Source organism: Pseudomonas alkylphenolica (assembly GCF_004025535.1).
Classification (GTDB): Bacteria; Pseudomonadota; Gammaproteobacteria; order Pseudomonadales; family Pseudomonadaceae; genus Aquipseudomonas; species Aquipseudomonas alkylphenolica_A.
This window is the reverse complement of sequence record NZ_QJRG01000048.1, coordinates 119532-139325: the sequence shown is the minus strand read 5'-3', so window position 1 is coordinate 139325 and position 19794 is coordinate 119532. Positions and strand designations below refer to the sequence as shown.

Genomic DNA, 19794 nt, shown 5'->3' with positions numbered 1-19794 from the left:
CCTATAAAAACAAGGACTATCCCCCATGAGTAAACTCACAGGCAAAGTTGCATTGGTGACCGGTTCCGGTCGTGGCATCGGCCGCAGCGTGGCACTGAAACTCGCCGCCGATGGCGCGCGCGTGGTGGTCAACGACCTTGACGCCGGCCCCGCTGAAGAAGTGGTTGCCGAGATCCGCGCCGCCGGCGGCGACGCCGTAGCCTGCGTCGGTAGTGTTACCGCAGTGGATTTCGCCGACCGCTTCGTCAAGACCGCGGTCGACAACTACGGCGGCATCGACATCATCGTCAACAACGCCGGCTACACCTGGGACAACGTGATCCAGAAGATGAGCGACGAGCAGTGGTACGCGATCATCGATTGCCATATCACCGCACCGTTCCGCATCCTGCGCGCCGCGCAGCCGATCATCAGTGCCATGGCCAAGAAAGAGGCCGCTGAGGGTCGCGTGGTCAATCGCAAGGTGGTCAACGTGTCGTCGGTGTCGGCCAGCGGCAACCCGGGTCAGGTCAACTACTCGACGGCCAAGGCCGGCGTGCTGGGCATGACCAAGTGCCTGGCCAAGGAGTGGGGACGGATGAAGGTCAACGTCAACGCCGTTGCCTTCGGCCATATCGAAACCCGCCAGACCCAGCCGGTTGAGGGCGACCCGAACTACATCAACATCGAAGGCCGCGAGATCAAGGTCGGCATCAGCCCGGCCATTGTCGAGCAATCCAAGAGCCTGATTCCGCTGGGCCGGCCCGGCAACACCGAGGAGGCAGCCGGCGCCGTCTACCTGTTCTGCATTCCAGAGTCCGATTACGTCAGCGGCCAGGTGCTGGTCTGCGGCGGTGGCCTGGGCAACGTCTGAAAACGCGGCGGCGCACTTCGGTGCGCCGCCTGTGCGGAGTGCATATGACCCTGACAACCAAGCGCCGCCTGCTGCATACCCGCCAGGTGGTGTGCACAGGCTTTGAGCGTGACGACGGACTGTTTGATATCGAAGGGCGTCTGCTTGACACCAAGGGCGTAGACACCGAGTTTCCCTACGGCACGATCCCGGCCAACGGCGTACTGCACTACATGCGCGTGATCATGACAGTCGACCGCTCGCTGGTCATCCAGCAGCTCACCGCCGTGTCGGAGCAGGCGCCGACACCGGTGTGCAGTCAGATCAACCGCGCCTACTCGGCATTGGTGGGGGTGAGCATCGGCCCCGGCTTCAGAAAGCGTGTTGCCGAGCGGGTAGGGGGCATCAAGGGCTGCACGCACCTCACCGAACTGCTGGGGCCCATGGCGACGACCGCCATCCAGACCCTGGCGCCGCTGATGCGCATGCAGCAACGCAAGCGTGCCCGCCGCGACCCCGACTATCAGCTGCCCGGCCATTGGGTGATCGGCACCTGCCATGCGTATCACCCTGATGGCGAAGCGGCACGCCTGGCCAATGAATGGCAACCCATCGAAGACCCTGCGCCGCGCTGACGGGCTGCGGCGCCCCTGCATCACGACAAGGAGTACCCGGTGAGCATAATCACAATAAAACGCTTCCTCCTGCTGGCCTTGCTGACCCTGTTCTGCCAGGCGCCGCTGACGCTGGCCGACAGCCTGACACCCGCACAGGCCCGCAGCATTGCCAAGCAAGCCTATATCTATGGTTTCCCGCTGGTGGACCATTACCGGGTGCAGTACACCTATTTTCAGGACCGCCAACACCCCGAATTCAAAGCGCCGTGGAACACCTTGCACAACACCGCGCGCATCTACACCCCGGATGACAAGGCTTACCCGACGCCCAATGCCGATACCCCGTATTCGCAACTGGGCGCCGACCTCGGTACGGAGCCGCTGGTGCTGACGATGCCACCGGTGAAGGACGGGCGTTATTACTCGGCGCAGTTCGTTGACGCCTACACGTACAACTTCGGCTACGTCGGTAGCCGCACCACGGGCAACGGTGGCGGCAGGTTCCTGATTGCGGGCCCCGACTGGCACGGCAGCGTGCCGCCGGGCATCGACCGTGTGTTGCGTTCCGAAACCCGTTTTGCCTTTGTCTTCTACCGTACCCAGTTGCGCGGGCCGGACGATCTGGAAAACGTGAAAAAGGTTCAGGCCGGCTACAAGGTCCAGCCGCTCTCGGCCTACCTCGGACAGCCGGCGCCGGCGGCCGCCCCCGCCGTGAACTTTCCCGTGCCGCTCAGCGCACAAGCCGAGCGCACCGACCCGGCGTTTTTCAATCAGTTGAACTTTGTCCTCAGGCTGTCGCCGATCCATCCCTCGGAAAAGGCGCTGATGCAGTCCTTTGTGGCCTTGGGCATCGGCCCCGGCCTGACCTTTGACGAGCAGGCCTGGCCTGAGGACATCCGTGCAGCGATCAACGCGGGCATCGCCGACGCCTGGAAAGACTTCGACGCGCTGGGCCAGCAGGTGGCGCGTGGCGAGGTGTCGACGTCGCGTTTTCTAGGTAGCCGAGACTACCTGGCCAACAACTACCTGTACCGTATGCGCGCGACCGTTACCGGCCTGTATGGCAACGACCGCGAAGAAACGCTGTACCCGCCGTTTTACCTGGATGCCCAGGGGCAGAAGCTCGATGCCTCGCAGCACCGGTACACCCTGCGCTTTGCCCCCGGACAGCTGCCGCCGGTCAATGCGTTCTGGTCGCTGACCCTGTACGACGCCAACCGCCTGCTGGTGTCCAACCCGTTGAACCGCTACCTGATCAATTCACCGATGCTGGGCGACCTCAAGCGGGATGCCGACGGCGGGGTGACCCTCTACATCCAGCATGCACAACCTGATAGTGCGCTTGTGCCCAACTGGCTCCCTGCACCTGACGGGCCTTTCTACCTGGCCGGTCGCCTGTACTGGCCCAAGCCTGAGGCGCTGGATGGCCGCTGGCAGGCACCGAAAGTTCAACGCATCGACTGACCCACCACCTGTCAAAGGAGGCAACCATGCATTCGTTACGCACTTACCTGCTTATGCTCAGCCTGATCGCCCCGGTGTGCCTGGCCGAAGAGCCTGCAGTCAGCAGCACCCGGGTAACCGCGGATAACTTTGTCCGCGCCGAATCACACAAGTTTTTCAGCCGGGTCGTTGCCCGGGGCGGCTTTGGCACCTTCGTGCACAACCGCGATCTGGTACCGGTCACCACCCAGGTAGTCATCCGTCCGAACCGCGACACGCTGTACTCATCAGCAGTGTTCGACCTGGATGCCGGGCCGGTGACCGTGACCGTGACCTTGCCGGATGCCGGCCAACGGTATTTCTCGCTGATGGCCATCAACGAAGACCAATACACCCAAGGGGTGGCCTACGCGCCTGGCAACTATCAGTTCAGCCGCGAATCGGTCGGTACGCGCTACGTGCTGCTGGGCGTACGCACCCTGGTCGACCCGGCATCCGCCAGCGACGTGCAAAGCGGCCGCGCCCTCCAGGACCGGATCAAGGTGGAGCAAGCGGGTGGGCCGGGGCGTTTCGAGGTACCACAGTGGGACACTGCCAGCCTCGATGCCGTGCGCAATTCGCTGCTGTTGCTGGCGGCAACGGTGCCGGATTCGCGCAGGATGTTCGGTACACCGGCGCAAGTCGACCCGGTACGGCACTTTATCGGCAGCGCCTCGGCCTGGGGCGGCAACCAGGAAAGGGATGCGTTCTACCTCAATGTATCGCCCGCCCGGAATGATGGCGTTACCCGCTACCAGCTCACCGTCAAGGACGTGCCGGTGGATGCGTTCTGGTCGATCAGCGTGTACAACGCCGCCGGTTATTTCGAACCGAACCCGCTCAATCGCTACACCCTCAACAACCTCACCGCCAAGCGCGAGGCCGATGGCAGTATCGTCGTGCAGTTTGGGGGCTGTGAGAGCGGGGCCAGCAACTGCCTGCCGATCACGCCGGGCTGGAATTATATGACCCGGATGTACAAACCGCGTGCCCAGGTGCTGGACGGGAGCTGGCAGTTTCCCGAGGCCAAACCGGCCATCTGATTCAATCGGCCAGGCAAGCACAAAGATCGCCGTGTCGGGGCTTGGCCTGCACCGACACGGCGACAGGTGATGGCGAAGTGTGGAAGCGGAGGAATTTAGAGTAAAGTCAGCGGTGATGGAGCAATCGCATCAGCAGTGAGAAGTCGACATTTGCTTTTAAAAGCAGAGCGCTGGAGAAAGCACGCTGGAGTGAGACATGCCGCGACACATACCAATAACAAATACGACCGACCCCGTGCACGCCTCGCGAATGGTCCGCCTGAAGCTGATCAGCGAGGGCGCCTTGCCCCAGGGCATGCTGCGTGACGAAATCGACGCCTCCTGGCGGCGTAGCCTGGAATACGGCCTCAGCTGCCTGCAAGACGAGCAGGTCGAGCTGGATGCACGGCATCGCCTGCAGGCATTGCTTGACGGCAACCGGCTGCTGATCGACGCCGCGACACCGGAAATGGAATACCTGGTCAATCGCCATGGCAACAGTGCGATGATCATCCTCGGTGATGCCCAGGCCAACATTCTGGCCATCGGCGGCCAGACCGCCGAGCTCAACCAGGTGGGATTGCGCGATTTGCATCCGGGCAGCTGCTGGAGCGAGTCGAGCCGCGGCACCAACGCCATCGGCACCGCCGTGGTGGAAGGGCGGCCAACCCTGATCAACTGTGGTGAGCATTACCTCGATCGACTGAGCCCGTTTTCCTGTACTTCCGTGCCATTGCGCGACCCGCAGGGGCACGTGATCGGCGTGCTCGACCTGACCCGCGAAGGCGTCATGGCCCAGCCCCAGGACAACCTGGCAACGCTGATTCTGGCGGCCAGCAACATCGAAAGCCGCCTGTTCGGATTGTGCTACCCCGAACAACTGGTGCTGGCTTTCCATAGCCGCCCGCAATTTCTCGGCAGTGCCTGGCACGGCCTGTTGGCCCTGAGCCTCGATGGCGAGGTGCTGGCGGCCAACGACCGTGCCTGCGAGTTGCTCCACCTGCTGCGTCCGGCGTTGATTGGCCGACGTTGCAGCGAGCTGATGGGCGAACGCACGGCAACCTTCCTCACCCGCTTGTGGACCGACCGGGTCAGCAGCGTGCAGACCGCCAAGGGTGAGTTTTTCTTCCGTGCGGTGCACCTGCCGCGGCGGGCCAACATGGGGGCTGCGCAGCCTGCCGGCAAGGCATTGCCGGCGCCTAAACCTGCGCAGATTGACGCCCTGGCAGGCAGCGATGCCCGCCTGGCCCGGGCCCTGCGCATGGCCCAGCGTGGCTTGAACAATGATTTACCGGTGCTGCTGCTCGGCGAGACAGGCACCGGCAAGGAAGTCGTCGCCCGCGCCCTGCATCAGGCCAGCGCGCGTGCAGACAAACCCTTTGTTGCAGTCAACTGCGCGGCCATCCCGGAAGGGCTGATCGAGTCGGAACTGTTTGGCTATCGCGAAGGGGCGTTCACCGGTTCACGCCGTGGCGGAATGGTCGGGCGCCTCGCCCAGGCGCATGGCGGCACCCTGTTCCTCGACGAGATCGGCGACATGCCGTTGGCCCTGCAGGCGCGTTTGCTCAGGGTGCTGCAGGAACGCCGGGTTGCGCCACTGGGCGGCGGCGAGGAGCAGGCCATCGATGTCGCGGTGATCTGCGCAACGCACCGCGATCTGAAGCGCCTGGTCCTCGACCAGCATTTTCGGGAAGACCTCTACTACCGCATCAATGGCGTCAGCCTGCAGCTGCCAGCCTTGCGTGACCGCGACGACCTCAACGAGGTGATCGACAGCCTGCTGGGCAAGTTCGGCGCCGAAGGCGTCAGCCTCGACAAAGGCCTGCGCGAATTGCTGGGTAACTTCGACTGGCCGGGCAACATCCGCCAGCTGGAAATGGTGTTGCGTTCGGCACTGGCCATGCGCGAGCCGGATGAACAGCAGCTGAGCCTGGAACACCTGACCGATTGTCTGCTCGATGAGCTCAACGGCAGTGCGCAGCAAAGCGGCAGCATCCGCGAAAACGAAGTGGAACTGATCCGCGGGGCCCTGGCCCGCCATCAGGGCAACGTTTCGGCCGCGGCGGACGCCTTGGGCATCAGTCGCGCGACCTTGTACCGAAAACTCAAGCAGCTGCGCGATTAAGGGGCCGGTGATGGGTGGTATTTTCCTCAGGCTGGTCAACGCCTCCGACCCGGAGCTGATGCGCCGGGCGCTGGCCTGGCTGTACGGTTTCGTGCGCCCGCACTGGCGCGCGGTCGCCGTGTTGCTGGGTCTATCCTTTGCCGCTTCGCTACTGGTGCTGGTGCAACCCTGGCTGGTCAAGACCCTGATCGATCAGGGCCTGCTGGCCAAGGACTTCCAGGTTTTGTGGCACATGGCGGCGATCATGATCGCCGTGGGTATTGCCGGCATGCTGCTGTCGGGCGTTAACCGCTACCTGCACACGCGGCTGTCCGGGCGCATTCTGTTTGCCCTGCGCGACGACCTGTATCGCCATCTGCAACAGCTGTCGCCGGCGTTTTACGGGCGCAAACGTATCGGCGACATCCTTTCGCGGCTTGACGGTGACGTTGCCGAGATTCAGCGCTTTGCCGTGGACTCGTTGTTCGCTGCTGTTTCCAGCGTAATCGGCCTGATCGGCGCGGTGACCCTGATGCTGATGTTGTCGTGGCAACTATCGTTGTTGCTGGCGCTGCTGATTCCCGTCGAAGTGCTGTGGCTGCGCTGGATGCGGCGCAAGGTCGAGCGTGAAGTGCGCAGCCTGCGCGAGCGCTCTGCCGATGTCTCCTCGTTCATGGTCGAGACGCTACCGGCGATGAAGTTCATCCAGGCGGCCGGGCAGCAACGCCGCGAATCCGAACGCCTGGAGCACCTGGGGCAGGGCTACATGGGACAGTTGCTGCGGGTGCAGGTCACCGAGTTTTTCACCCAGGCGGTGCCGGGCACGCTGACCTCGCTGTGTCGCGCCTGTGCGTTTCTGGTCGGCGGCTACTGGGTGATCCAGGGCACCTGGCAACTGGGTGCGTTGATCGCCTTTTCCACTTATCTCGGCATGGCCGTGGGGCCGGTGCAAAGCCTGCTGGGCCTGTATGTGGCGGTGCAACGCATGGCCGTGAGCCTCGGGCGGGTGATGGAGCTCAAGCAGGAGCCCGTCGGCGTGCATCAGGCCGCATCGCCTTCGCCGATGCCTGTCGGGCCCGGCGAGTTGCGCCTGGAGTCGGTGCATTTTGCCCATGAACAGCGCCTGGGCACGGTACTCGGCGGTGTCGATATCTGCATACCGGCCGGGATCAAGGTCGCCATCAGTGGCGCCTCGGGCGTTGGCAAGTCGACGCTGATCGACTTGCTGCAGCGCTTTTATGACCCGGACCAGGGCCGCATCCTGCTCGACGGCACCGACCTGCGTGAGCTGGATCTGCTGGCGTTGCGCAAGCAGATCGCCGTGGTCAGCCAGGACATTGTGCTGTTTCGTGGCACCCTGGCGCAGAACCTCGCCTACAGCGTGCCCGAGGCAAGCCGCGAGGACCTCGAACGGGTGGTGCGCCTGACGCGCCTGGAGGGTTTGGTCGACGCCTTGCCGCTGGGCCTGGACGGTCAGCTGGGCGAGCGCGGCCAGCAATTGTCGGGCGGGCAGAAGCAACGTATCGCCATTGCCCGGGCCTTGCTTCAGGACCCGCGGCTGCTGGTGCTGGACGAAGCCACCTCGGCAGTGGACGAAGCCACCGAACGCGAAGTGATCGCGGCTATCGACCAGTTGTTCGCCGGGCGCACACGCATCCTCATCAGCCACCGCACCAGCACCCTGGCGGATGCCGACCTGCACCTGCACCTTGAGAGCGGCCGCCTGCAAGCGGTATGGCAGGAGTCGTTGCGCCATGGTGAATGAGGTACATGTCGGGGTAATCGATTCGGGCTGTACCGCGCAGCAGGCCGGGCATCTGGCAGGCGGGCGGCGTTTCTGGCTGGAACAGGGCATGCTTTGCGAAGGTGAACTGCAGGCCGATAGCCTGGGCCACGGCACTGCCGTGCTGGCGCGGCTGTTGAAGCAAACCGACGGCGTTGCGGTAAGCATGGCCCAGGTGTTCGACAGCCGTGGCGCCACCTCGGTGCTGCAGGTCAGCGCAGCGTTGCTGTGGCTTGTGGAGCAAGGTGTGACCCTGGTCAACCTGAGCCTGGGCCTGGCGCAGGATCGACCGGTACTGCGCCAGGCCTGCGCGCAAGCACAGGACGCCGGGGTGCTGTTATGTGCGTCCAGCCCGGCGCGAGGTGCGCCGGTCTACCCGGCCAGCTACCCGGGCGTGTTGCGTATTACTGGCGATGCCCGCTTGCGTGAAGGCCAGTGGTCCTGGCTGAACACCGTGCAAGCAGATTTCGGCGCAGCCGTGGGGGAGCGCGATGGGCCCGCCGGTGCAAGCCTTGCCTGCGCGACCTTCAGCGGCCAACTGTGTGCCTATTGGCGCATGCATCCAGGGGCCAGCCGCGATCAACTCATTGCTCATTTGCGCGAACAGGCGGCATTTGTCGGGCCTGAGCGCCGCGGAGGTGAGCATGGCTGAACCGCGTATCGTGATTCTTGGCGCAGGGCCCGCGGGCGGCGCCACCGCTATGGGCTTACGGCACCTGGGCTATGCCGTTGAGCTGGTGTCGGACTGGCGCCGTTTTGCTGCAGTAGAGGGCGTATCCCAGCGCGTACTCGACGGCATGCGCCATGCCGGGCTGAGCCGTGCACTGGAGCAGGCTGCCGTGCCGGCACGGCGACGGGTGGACTGGAACGGCAGCCGTCAGCAACTCAATCAGGAATTTCTGCTCGACCGCCAGCTGTTTGACCGGGCACTGCGTGAAGACCTGCGCCATGCCGGGGTGACGGTGATCGAAGGGCGGGTTCGCGATGTCGAGAACACTGCACTGGGGCATCGGGTGGTACTGGACGGCGGGCAGGTGCTGCAGGCCGACTTTCTGGTCGAGGCCCGTGGCCGCCAGGCGCCGCTGACGGCCAACCGATTGCGTGGTCCGGAGAGCGTCAGCCTGCTCAACCTCTGGCAGGGCGAAGCGGGTGAACCGCTGTCGGCGGTGGAAAGCCTCGACGATGGCTGGGCGTGGATGGCACGCCTGGCCGATGGCCGTTGCTACTGGCAGATCACCCTCGACAGCAGCACCAGCAGCCTGCCGCCACGTGCGCAGCTCCCCGCGTATTGCGCGCAGCGCCGGCAGCAGTCGGCTTTGGCCTGCGAGTTGTTCGGTGAGCATGTCGGGGTATTGGCTGAACTGCATGCGCGTAGCAGCACGGCAATTCTGGCGGGTGACTGTGTCGGTGACACCTGGCTACGTGTAGGCGATGCCGCGATGGCAGTGGATCCGTTGTCCGGTAACGGCATCTTCCAATCCTTGTCTTCAGCGTTGCAGGCCCCTGCGGTGATCAACACCTTGCTGCGCCATCCGCAGCGCGCGGCATTGGCCAAGCGCTTCCACCAGGAGCGGATCGAACAGCTGTTTCTGCGTTTTGCGCGGATCGGACGGGACTTCTATGCCCAGGAACAACGTGGCATCGATCAGCCATTCTGGGCGCCGCGCCGCAGTTGGCCGGATGACCAGCCAATTCATGCGGCGGCTGATTTCCGTCAGCTACGCGTCGACCGCCGCCCGGTCATTCGCGACGGGCTGATTGATGAAGCCGAGGTGGTCGTCGGCCCGGACCAGCCGTTGGGTATCTGGCATGTGCAGGGCGTGGAGCTGGCGCCGCTGGTGCACGGCCTGCAGGCCGGACAGCAACTTGAGGCGCTGCTGAGCAACCGGCCGGTTGCGCAGCAGTCCATGCTGCGCGCCTGGCTTGTCGCCCAGGGGTATCGTGGTTAGCCGATAGCATCCAGGCCCATCTGCCAGAAGTCGGCCTCAAGTCGGGACGCCTGGCCGAACAGTTTGGCCAGCTCTTCAAAACGCCGCTCGGTCATCGCCCGTGAGGCGAGGTCGTCCAGGTGCGCGCGTGCTGCGGTGGCCACCCCTTGGTAGCCGGCGCCGGCATATTCGCCGATCCAGTCGCGGTACGGATGATCGTCCAGCGCCTCGATGCCGTCGGGGGCGAGGTTGCGGCCGATTTCGGCATAACCGATTACGCAGGGCGCCAGGGCGACATGCAGATCGAGCAGGTCGCCCGCCGCGCCGCAGTCGAGCACGAAACGGGTGTAGGCGACGGTGGCCTGATGTTCCGGCGTAGCGGCCAGGTCATCAGGCGACAGCCCCCAACGTTGACACAGCCGGACATGGAGCTCGGTTTCATCGAGGATTGCCGCCAGGCCCGCCTGCGCCGCGCGGATGTCGGCAAGGGTCCGGCTCTTGTAGGCCGCCAGCGCCCAGGAGCGGGCGAACTGGATCAGGAACAGGTAATCCTGCACCAGGTATTTGCGAAAGGCTGGTTGCGCCAGGGTGCCGGCCCCCATCTGACGAACAAAATCATGCTCGACGTAGCTGTTCCAGTCGCTGGCGGCGGCCTGTTTGAGGCGATCGAAGATATCCATGCATTACCCCTTGATGTCGTAGGCGGCGTCGAAAAACGCCTGCTCCAGTGCCACGGCGCGCTGGAAGAAGTCATTGCTGATGGCCGTGTCCGCAGGGCCAACGCGATCCAGTTCGGCGCGCAGGAAGGCCACGAAGCTCTGGAAGTCCGGGTTGTTGTGCAGGGTGATCCACTCGGCATGTTCAAAGCGAGGTGGCAGCGCTGCGGGCGCGCGCAAGGCCCAGTCCAGGTACAGGCCTTCGGCGACATTGAGCACGGCCAGGGCGGCTGCATATGAGCGCGTGGCCGCGGCTTCGCGCATGATTGCCTTGAAGCCTGCCGTGGGCGCCGAATCCGGCGCCTGCTGGCGCTGCGCCTCGGAAACACCCAAGGCCTCGAATGCGCGCAGGAAATAAGTATTTTCCTCGCCCGCGATCACTCCGGTAAAACGGCCCAGGCGAATCCGCGCGTCAAAGGTGTCGGCGCTGGCAATGGCGGCACCGAGCAAGGTCAGGAAGGCATCGATGAAACGGTGGTCCTGGATCAGGTAATTGCTCAGCACTGCGTCGCTCAGGCTGCCGTCGAGCAGTTCATTGACGAAGCGGTGTTCAATGATCTGCGTCCAGGTGGGCTGGCTCTGTTGGCGCAGGGTATCGGTGAAGCGTGCGGTCATCGTGCTGTCCTCGTAGCGGGCGACAGCGAGACCGGGTACATCAGACATGGGCGGCCTCGCAGTGAGACCGGCAAAAAGGCAGGTTGGCAATCCCCATCCCTTCGCCGGCATGATCCGGATCAGGTTCGAAGGGTCACCGCGCTGCTGGTGCCAGCGGTTTCTCAGCCCGTTGCCGGGCTCCCCTTGGTGGCCGAATCTATACAGCAAGTGCAATCGCTTGTCACGTCACGCGCTAGTGAATGCTTGAAGCCAGCTCAAAGATCGGCATGTACATCAGGATCACGATCAGCCCGATCAACAGGCCAATGAAGGTCATCAGCAAAGGTTCGAACAGGCGCACGAACCATTCGATCCAGCGGCTGATCTCTTCATCATAAAAGTCGGCGCTGCGCTCCATCATCTGCCCGAGGTTACCCGACTGTTCGCCCGCCCGCAGCAGGCGCAGCGACACCGGTGTGACCAGTTGCCCGACTTCCAGTGCCGCCGACAATGAAAGCCCCTCACGCACCCGGTCACAGGCGTGCTGCAACCGCTGTTTGGCTGCAGCGCCAAGCAGACCGCGGGCCATTTCCATGGCGGTGAGTACCGGGATACCGCCTTGCAGCAAAATGCCCAGCGAGCGATAGAAGCGCGCCAGTTCGTACATCACCAGCCGCCGGTGCAGGGCAGGCAAACGTTCCAGCTGGCGGTTAAGCCAGCGCCGCACGCGAGGGTCGCGCCGCAGTACGAACAGGCTCAGGCAAAACGCCAGAAAGCCCAGCCCCAGTGTTGCCTGGTGAGCATGCAGGAACATCCCGGCCTGCATCAGGCAGCGTGACAGCCAGGGCAACTCGGTACCCAGCCCCTCGAACACTAGGCTAAAGCGCGGCACCACATAGCCGAGCAGAAACAGCACCACGCCACCGCCGACCAACAACAGCAATAACGGATAGATCGAGGCGCTGACGATCTTCTGGCGAACCTCGTCCATGCGCTGGCGGTAGGCGACGTAACGCCCCAGTGCATCGCCCAGGGCGCCGGTCTTTTCACTCGACTGCACCAGGGCTACATACAGCGGCGGGAACACACTGGGCAATTGGCCCAGGGCTTGTGAAAACGACTTGCCCTCATACAGCAGACGCACCAGTTCGCTGAGCGTCTTGCGCGCCTGCGGGGCGGACTCTTTTTCCGCCAGGCTTTCCAGCGCGTCAATCAACGGCAGGCCGGCGTTGAGCAGGGTGGTCAGTTCCTGACTGAACAGCACCAGGTTGAAGGCTTCAGCACGGCGCCAGCGCAACTGCGCGAAGCGCTCGGCGCTGCGCACACTGACCACCCGCAAGCCTTGTTGCTCGGCCTGCAAGCGGGCCTGGCCGGCATCTTGCGCGTCCAGTGTGAGCAGGACCACACCGGATTTACCCAACGCCTTGAGCTCATAGCGCATGTGCTGATCCTCCGTTTACTGCCAGCTGGTGACCTCGGCATTCTCGCCATCGCCGCCAGGTTGACCGTCTTTGCCCATGGACAGCAGGTCGTACTCGCCGTTTTCACCGGGTTGGCGGTAGATGTAGTTACGCCCCCACGGGTCCTGGGGGACTTTTTTCTGCAAGTAGGGCCCGGACCAGCGTGCTTCGTCACTGGGGGCCGTCACCAGTGCCTGCAGGCCTTGCTCAGTATTGGGGTAATGCCCCACTTCCAGCCGGTACAGGTCAAGGGCCTTGCTCAGGCCTTCGATCTGCGCCCGTGCCACCTTGGCCTCAGAGCGGCCCAGCTGGCTGAAATACTTGGGGGCAACGATCCCGGCCAAAAGGCCCAGCACCACCAACACCACCAGCAGTTCGAGCAAAGTGAATCCCCGTTGCGAACGTTTTATGTTGTTCATGCCCAGGCCCTCCGTTGTGCGCCTGCAGGGCTTTATGCAAATGCCGTGCGCGTCTGCCTCAAGCCTTTGCGCCACGCGCCCGGCAAGGCGGCACAGTGCTTGCGTCATAGCTCAAAAGCCTCGGCAATCGGGGCATATGCCCCACTTTTCGGGGGACGCAACGGGGAGGGCGGCACTATGCGCTGGCTTACTGCAGGATTGTTTGCGTGCCTGGCCTGTACAGGCCCGGTCGAAGCTGATGTGTACATCTCGGTAAAGGCTGACGGCAGCTATGTGCTGTCCAACGTTCATCGACCCGGACGGACCTATCAGCGGGTGGTCAGTGAACCCGTTGCCAGCCTGGGCAATGCTGACCAGCCGCAACTGATCACCGGCATGCCCTATGCCGAGCTGGTGGCAGAGGCAGCCGAGGCCAACGATTTACCGGCAGCGCTGCTGCATGCGGTGATTCAGGCGGAGTCGCGCTACAACCCCAACGCGCGGTCGGCGAGTGGCGCGGTGGGGCTGATGCAGTTGATGCCGGGGACCGCGCGCGAGCTCGGGGTGAAGAATTCACTGGACCCGGCCTCGAATGTCCAGGGCGGGGCGCGCTACCTCAAGCGCATGCTGACGATGTTCGACAACGACATCACCCTGGCAGTGGCGGCCTACAACGCCGGCCCCGACGCAGTCATGCGCCGCGGCGCAGTTCCGCCTTATGCCGAGACGCAGCGCTATGTGCCCAAGGTGTTGCGCCAGTATCGGCGGTTACAGGGGCTGGCAATGGATGCGCCGCTGTGATCGGGGGTATTGGCGGGTGCGGGTAATGGGGACAGCTACGGGGCCGCCCCCGAATACTGGGGAATTTCGGGGGATAACCCCCAATTGAGATTCATTAACACCCCTAACTGACTGATTTAAAACAACAAAAAAGACTGGCACGGGGCTTGCTGCAGCCCCTCCAAAGTTCCCGGCATCACCAGAGGCACGCCATGATGACACCAATCAAAGGCTCCGTCCTGACTTCAATGCTGATCTCTGCCGTCACCTTTGTGTGGCAGTCGGAGGGTGAAGCTGCCGTACGCTGCGAGCGTAATCTGGTGGCCAACGTGGTGGCGCTGGACCAGCCACTGATGTTCAACCGCCTCGGTGCGCAGAATGCCAACGGCATGATGTTCGCCTTGAGTCGCGATGTGGTCGACGAGCATCAGGTGTCGCTGGCCAATGGCGGGGCCGCCGTACCGGGCAAGGTCACCTTGCGCCCGGACAAGCGCCCGCGACCCATTGTGCTGCGGGTGGCGGCCGGCGATTGCCTGACCGTCAACCTGCAGAACCTGCTGGCCTATCAGGCCAACCCGAATCACTCCAACGATACCGGTGAGGAGATCGAAGCAGAGGGCGAAGAGGAGGGCGCAGAGGAAGTCGAGGTAGGTGGCCAGGAAGGTGAAGTGGTCGACGACCAGGTCACCGACCGCCACGTCGGCTTTCAGGTTAACGGCATGCAGGCGGTCAACAGCATTGGTGACATTGCTGCCAATACCGGGCGCAACAGCAACTACCTGGTGGCCCCGGGAGGCACACGCTCCTACACCCTGTATGCCGAACGCGAAGGTGCCTTTGCCGTCTCCAGCCGTGGCGCCACCTTTGGTGGCGAAGGCGCCGCGGGTAACGTTGCCAATGGTCTGTTCGGGCAAATGGTGGTGGTCCCCAAAGGTGGGCGCACCTACCGCAACACCCTGACCGAAGAAGAGATGCGCCTGAGCACCACTGGCCGTGCACCGACCGGACAGCCGATAGTCGATTACCAGGCGCGCTATCCGCAGCGCGAACCCTGGTTGCGTGAAGGCAAGGCCGGTACGCCGATCATTGCCATGGTCGATGGCAACGAGATCATCTCCAGCGAATCCGATGCGGTGGTCATGGGCTCCAATGCTGACGGTAGCTTCCCGCCTTCCACCTATCCGCTGGAAAGCATCGGCAAACGCAACCCGGCACTGCCCAACCGGCTGGAGCCGTTCCGCGACTTTGCCTCGCAATTCACCGACGAGGTAGCTGTCACCCAGGCCTTCCCCGGCTATTGGGCGGACCCGGTGATGGGGCATGTACTGGAGCCGACCCGCGACTCGTTCATGATCAACTACGGCTCTGGCGGCATGGGCGCCGAGGTGATCGCCAACCGCCTGGGTGTCGGGCCGATGCATGACTGCCTGTCCTGCTCTTATGAAGAGTTCTTCCTCAGCTCGCACACCGTGGGTGACGTGGCGATGCTGGTGGATGTGCCTGCCAACGTCGGGCTCGAGAACATTCGTCCCGGGGAAACGCCTTCGGCCGATCAGGTCGGGGTCAAAGCCACCATGGCACTGTTCCCGGCCGAGCCGTCCAACGTCAACCACAGCTACATTGGTGACTTCGTCAAATTCCGCAATACCCACAACGGCCACGAACAGCACATCTTCCACCTGCACGGCCACCAATGGCTGTTCAACCCCAATGACGACAATTCCGACTATGTCGATGCCCAGGGCATTGGCCCGGGTGCCGGCTATACATACGAAATCGCTAACGGTGGTTCGGGCAACCGTAACCGGGTAGCGGGCGATGCGATCTATCACTGCCACTTCTACCCGCACTTTGCCCAAGGCATGTGGACTATGTGGCGGGTGCACGATGTGTTCGAAGAAGGCACGCGTCTGGAAGTATCCGGCCAAGGCCAGGACGGCTACCACACCACGCCTTTTGCCCTGCGTAACGGTAAACCGGCGTCGGGCGCACGTGCCTTGCCGGACGGCGAGATCATCGCCGGTACACCGATTCCGGCGGTCGTACCGCTGCCAGGCAAAGCCATGGCGCCGATGCCGGGCAAAGTGGCGGTGATTCCGAAACTCTCGGAAACGCTGGTGGCTGAACAGGATGATGACGATGAGGAGGAAGGTGATGATGACAGCGGTCATCATGAAGCCGCGCCTCGCGCGATAGGCTCGGTCGCCCTGGTGGACCGCAGTGAAGCCAACCGCAATGCCGACGGCACCCTGAAAAACCCCGGTTATCCGTTCTGGATCGGCGGCATTGAAAGCACCGTGGGCCAACGTCCGCCAACCCCACCGCTGGACATGCTCGACCCGACCAAGGCGCAGCAACTTAAAAACAGTGGCAATGCCCTGTGGGCCAACCTTGATCCGACTCAGGTCGGCGGCTGGGATGGCGGGCTGCCGCGGCATGCACTGCAAGGTGTGGCCGATGGCGGTGAAGCGGATGTGACCACCACTGCGCTGGACTTCTCCAAGCAGGTTACCAAAGCCAAGGCGGTGTTCCTGCCCGAAGAGGGCACGGACGTCGAACAGGCGGCCATGAGCTTCCACTCCAAGCTTGAGCACCCAAGCTATGCCGTGTTGCCGGGCAAGCAACTGGTGGCGCGAAACTTCCGTACCAACGGCGCGCTGCCAACGGCCGGCGCACCGTACTACGAGCCCTGCATGGACGACCGTGCCAAGCGCCTGACCTCGGCGGCCGGCACCGGTGAGTTCAACAGTGGCGAACGCCTGGACGGCATGACCTTCACCGGTTCCTCGACCTTCACCGCCGACCGCCCGCGCATCTACAAAGGTGCAAACATCCAGTTCGACGCGGTGTACAACAAGGTCGGCTACCACTTCCCGCAGGCGCGCATCATTGCCCTCTGGGAAGACGTCTGGCCGGTGATCAACAAGCAGCGCCCACCTGAGCCACTGGTGATGCGCATGAACACCTTCGACTGCGTGATGTACCAGCACACCAACCTGATTCCGTCGTACTACGAGATGGATGACTACCAGGTGCGCACGCCGACCGATGTGATCGGCCAGCACATCCACCTGCCCAAGTGGGACCTCACCGCTGCCGACGGTTCGGCCAACGGCTGGAACTACGAAGACGGCATCCTCTCGCCCGGCACCGTGGTTGAGCGCATTCATGCCATTCGCGAGTTCAACGAATGCCAGAGCGGCGACCCGCGTGAAGGCACTGCAGAGTGTCCGGTGGCCAAGGCGCATCCGTTCTTCGGCCGCTTCGGGCGCGCCGACTGGATGGGCGCCCGCACGGCGATGCAGCGCTGGTTCGCAGACCCGGTGGTCAACGTCAACAACGTCGACCGCGGCCTGGGCACCATCTTTACCCACGACCACCTTGGCCCATCGACGCACCAGCAACTGGGCCTGTACGCCACCGTGCTGGCAGAACCGGCAGGGTCGACCTGGTACCACGCAGAAACCGGTGAGCAACTGTACAACACCGCGCTGCGTCAAGACGGCGGGCCAACCTCCTGGCAAGCCGTGGTCAAGACCGGTGACCTCGATGGCGACGGTCGTAACGACAGCTACCGCGAGTTCTTCCTGGAGTACAGCGACTTCCAGCATGCCTACGAGGCGGGCGTGTATGTCGGCGCAGGCCCGGATGGCGTGCCTAATGCCCAGGCGTTCCCGGCAACGGCAGACAGCTTCCGTTACGCCATCAACCCGCCAGTGCGCAAAGAAGCCGAGAGCCTGCTCGAGGCGGTCACCGAGGCCCGCGGCGGCTTGATGCCGTCGTGCCCGAGCCGGCCGTGCCCACAGGCGATTTCCGTGGATGACCCTGGCATGTTCGTCGTCAACTACCGTAACGAGCCATTGGCACTGCGGGTCTACGACCCCAACCGGGTCGGGCCTGACGGCAAGCGCGGGATGCAGGCCGACGGCATGGCCGGCGACCTGGCGTACGCCATGCAAAGCCGAATCGACCGGGCGATTCCTGCCCTGAATCTGGCGCCACAGGCGATCACTTCGGCCGTCGGCCCTACCGGTGGCACCACCTTGTTCCCACCGCACATCAACAAGGGCGGTGGTGAGCCGGGCGACCCGTTCACGCCGATGTTGCGCACCTACTCCGGTGACAACGTGCGCCTGCGGATGCACGCCGGTGGCCATGAAGAGGAACACAACGTGACGTTGCACGGCGTCAAGTGGCTGCAGAACGGCTCGGGTTTTGGCAACAGCTCGAACTCGGGGTGGAAAGCTTCGCAGATGGTCGGCATCTCCGAACAACTGGGGTTCATGGCGCCGGTGTCGATGATTTCCAGCGCCTCGGCACCCAATGGTGACTATCTATACTCCCTGGACGCGTCGCTTGAGGGCTACTGGAACGGCCTGTGGGGCATCATGCGCAACTACACCAACAGCCGCACCGACCTGTTCGCCTTGCCGAACAACCCGCAACCCATGGCGGCACGCAATACCGTGGCATTCGACGGTATCTGCCCACGCTTTACTGCCAACCCCAACGGCATCGGTACCCGTGCCACGGTCAAGCGCAGCTATGAGATTGTCGCGGCCCTGGCCAACGACATCCTCAGCAACCCGCTCAACCTGAGCATCAACGACCCGGCAGGCGTCGGCCAGCACGTCGGCGGTCCGCTCAAGGCCAACGGCGGTACCCTGGTCTACAACAGCCGTGCAGTGAACATCCCGCAGGTGACGGTGACCGATCCGGAGGATGGCGAAACCTTCACCATCGGCGGTCAGAGCGGGCCGCTGCACGACCCGACCGCGGTGCTCTACGTGCGCAAAAGCGACCTTGATCCGATTACCGGCAAACTCAAGCCCGGTGTACCGGTCGAGCCGCTGGTGCTGCGCGCTGCAGCCGGTGACTGCCTGAGCGTGACCCTGGAGAACCGCCTGCCCATGGTCATGCCGGACCTGGCCAGTACGGCGGTGATGCATGGCATGGTCAAACGCAACCGCAATGACAGCGAGGGCGCTACCACCTTCAACAACAACCTGATGCGTCCATCCAGCCATGTCGGCCTGCATGCGCAGTTGCTGGCCTACGACATCACCAAGTCGGACGGTGTCAACGTCGGCCTGAACCCGGTGCAAACCGTGCCACCGCGTACCGGCAGCAGCGGTGCGTACCCAAGCAAGGTCTACCAGTACTACGCCGGGCACCTGGAGCGCGAAGGCAAACCGGTCACGCAAACCGGCCGCTCGGTGGACAACATCAACACCACGGCCATCGAGTTTGGCGGCCTGAACCTGACCCCCGCGGATGTGATCAAGCAACCGCAAAAAGGCCTGGTCGGCGCCATGAGCATTCTGCCGCAAACCGCAACCTGGACGGAGGACACCGCCAGCCGTGCCTCGGCCACTGTTCAGGTACCGGGCACCAACGCTTACCGCGACTTTGCCCTGGTGTTCCAGAAGGCCTTGAACACCCGTTGGGCCAACGGTCGACCTGTGGAGGGCATCGCTGCCGAAGGCAACGGCGTGCCGACCGACCCGCAAGACAACTCCAACATGGCCATCAACTACAAGACCGAGCCGCTGTGGTACCGCTTCGGCGTTGCACCGAACGCACCGTTCGGCCACGCCGATGGCAACGGTTGGGCGGATATTCCCAACGCCCACATGGCCTACAGCAACGCGCTGGTTGGCGGCGATCCACAAACGCCGGTGCTGTGGGCCAAACCCGGCCAGGCACTGCGGACCCATGTGCTGATGCCAACCGGTGGCAGCCGCGGCACCACCTTCCAGCTCGATGGCCACCTGTGGCCGCTGCATAACTTCCTGCCCGAGAAGTCCGATGTCAGCGGTTACCCCATGGCCCAGCCCGGCATTGGCTCGGTGCGCTTCGGCTACAACCCGCAGGCCATGTACATCGGCGCCCAGGAGAGCGTGCTGCCGGCTGCGCACTTCAGCTTCATGGTGCCCAGCGCCGGTGGCGGCAATGCGGTACCGGGTGACTACCTGTTCCGTGACTACGCCGCCTACGGCAATGCCTCGGGCCTGTGGGGCATCTTGCGAGTAACGGACGAAACACCGCCGACTACACCGCCAGCGCAGTAAGGGAATA

General features: G+C 63.6%; 14 protein-coding genes and 1 riboswitch. Of the genes, 10 read left to right on the top strand and 4 right to left on the bottom strand.

All coding sequences use genetic code 11. The annotated features are described in order from the left end of the window. Window positions 1-25 precede the first annotated feature (25 nt). The 8 genes from DM813_RS21420 (at window position 26) to qhpG (ending at window position 9789) form a co-directional block, all read left to right on the top strand. Window positions 26-853: an SDR family NAD(P)-dependent oxidoreductase gene (locus DM813_RS21420; RefSeq protein ID WP_128325403.1), complete on the top strand. Its 828-nt coding sequence runs from the start codon at window positions 26-28 to the stop codon at window positions 851-853. A 44-nt stretch (window positions 854-897) separates the two neighbouring features. Then, complete coding sequence (locus tag DM813_RS21415; RefSeq protein ID WP_128325402.1) at window positions 898-1467, top strand: DUF2889 domain-containing protein; 570 nt, start codon at window positions 898-900, stop codon at window positions 1465-1467. Window positions 1468-1506: 39 nt separating this feature from the next. Further along, window positions 1507-2913 carry a DUF1254 domain-containing protein gene (locus DM813_RS21410; protein ID WP_128325401.1) on the top strand — a complete coding sequence of 469 codons (1407 nt, stop codon included), beginning with the start codon at window positions 1507-1509 and terminating at the stop codon, window positions 2911-2913. Between the two features lie 26 nt (window positions 2914-2939). Further along, complete coding sequence (locus DM813_RS21405) at window positions 2940-3974, top strand: DUF1214 domain-containing protein (RefSeq protein WP_128325400.1); 1035 nt, start codon at window positions 2940-2942, stop codon at window positions 3972-3974. A gap of 196 nt (window positions 3975-4170) precedes the next feature. Further along, complete coding sequence (locus tag DM813_RS21400) at window positions 4171-6078, top strand: sigma-54-dependent Fis family transcriptional regulator (RefSeq protein WP_128325399.1); 1908 nt, start codon at window positions 4171-4173, stop codon at window positions 6076-6078. A 10-nt stretch (window positions 6079-6088) separates the two neighbouring features. Continuing rightward, window positions 6089-7822 carry an ABC transporter ATP-binding protein gene (locus tag DM813_RS21395; protein ID WP_128325398.1) on the top strand — a complete coding sequence of 578 codons (1734 nt, stop codon included), beginning with the start codon at window positions 6089-6091 and terminating at the stop codon, window positions 7820-7822. Next, window positions 7812-8492: a subtilisin-like serine protease QhpE gene (qhpE, locus tag DM813_RS21390; protein WP_128325397.1), complete on the top strand. Its 681-nt coding sequence runs from the start codon at window positions 7812-7814 to the stop codon at window positions 8490-8492. The genes DM813_RS21395 and qhpE overlap by 11 nt, the downstream gene beginning before the upstream one ends. Continuing rightward, window positions 8485-9789 carry a flavin-dependent monooxygenase QhpG gene (qhpG, locus tag DM813_RS21385; protein ID WP_128325396.1) on the top strand — a complete coding sequence of 435 codons (1305 nt, stop codon included), beginning with the start codon at window positions 8485-8487 and terminating at the stop codon, window positions 9787-9789. Before qhpE ends, qhpG begins: the two co-directional genes overlap by 8 nt. On the opposite strand, the gene DM813_RS21380 is transcribed toward qhpG, so the two are convergent. The 4 genes from DM813_RS21380 to gspG all read right to left on the bottom strand — a co-directional run bounded on the left by DM813_RS21380 (window position 9786) and on the right by gspG (window position 12957). Then, entirely contained in the window at window positions 9786-10448 is a 663-nt protein-coding gene (locus DM813_RS21380) for a TenA family protein (RefSeq protein ID WP_128325395.1), read from the bottom strand. The two genes, qhpG and DM813_RS21380, sit on opposite strands and share 4 nt — an antisense overlap. A 3-nt stretch (window positions 10449-10451) precedes the next feature. After that, on the bottom strand, window positions 10452-11099 hold the full coding sequence (locus tag DM813_RS21375; protein ID WP_128325800.1) for a TenA family protein: 648 nt from the start codon (window positions 11097-11099) through the stop codon (window positions 10452-10454). A 79-nt stretch (window positions 11100-11178) separates the two neighbouring features. Beyond that, window positions 11179-11293, bottom strand: a riboswitch (TPP riboswitch). Window positions 11294-11331: 38 nt separating this feature from the next. After that, the gene (locus DM813_RS21370) at window positions 11332-12519 is read right to left on the bottom strand and encodes a type II secretion system F family protein (protein ID WP_128325394.1); all 1188 of its coding nucleotides are present in this window, start codon (window positions 12517-12519) and stop codon (window positions 11332-11334) included. Window positions 12520-12534: 15 nt separating this feature from the next. Continuing rightward, window positions 12535-12957 carry a type II secretion system major pseudopilin GspG gene (gene gspG / locus DM813_RS21365; RefSeq protein ID WP_128325393.1) on the bottom strand — a complete coding sequence of 141 codons (423 nt, stop codon included), beginning with the start codon at window positions 12955-12957 and terminating at the stop codon, window positions 12535-12537. Between the two features lie 177 nt (window positions 12958-13134). On the opposite strand from gspG, the gene DM813_RS21360 reads away from it, so the two are divergent. Next, complete coding sequence (locus DM813_RS21360; RefSeq protein WP_128325392.1) at window positions 13135-13737, top strand: lytic transglycosylase domain-containing protein; 603 nt, start codon at window positions 13135-13137, stop codon at window positions 13735-13737. A gap of 191 nt (window positions 13738-13928) precedes the next feature. Next, window positions 13929-19787, top strand: a complete 5859-nt coding sequence (gene mnxG / locus DM813_RS21355; protein WP_128325391.1) for a manganese-oxidizing multicopper oxidase MnxG — start codon at window positions 13929-13931, stop codon at window positions 19785-19787. Window positions 19788-19794: the final 7 nt, after the last annotated feature.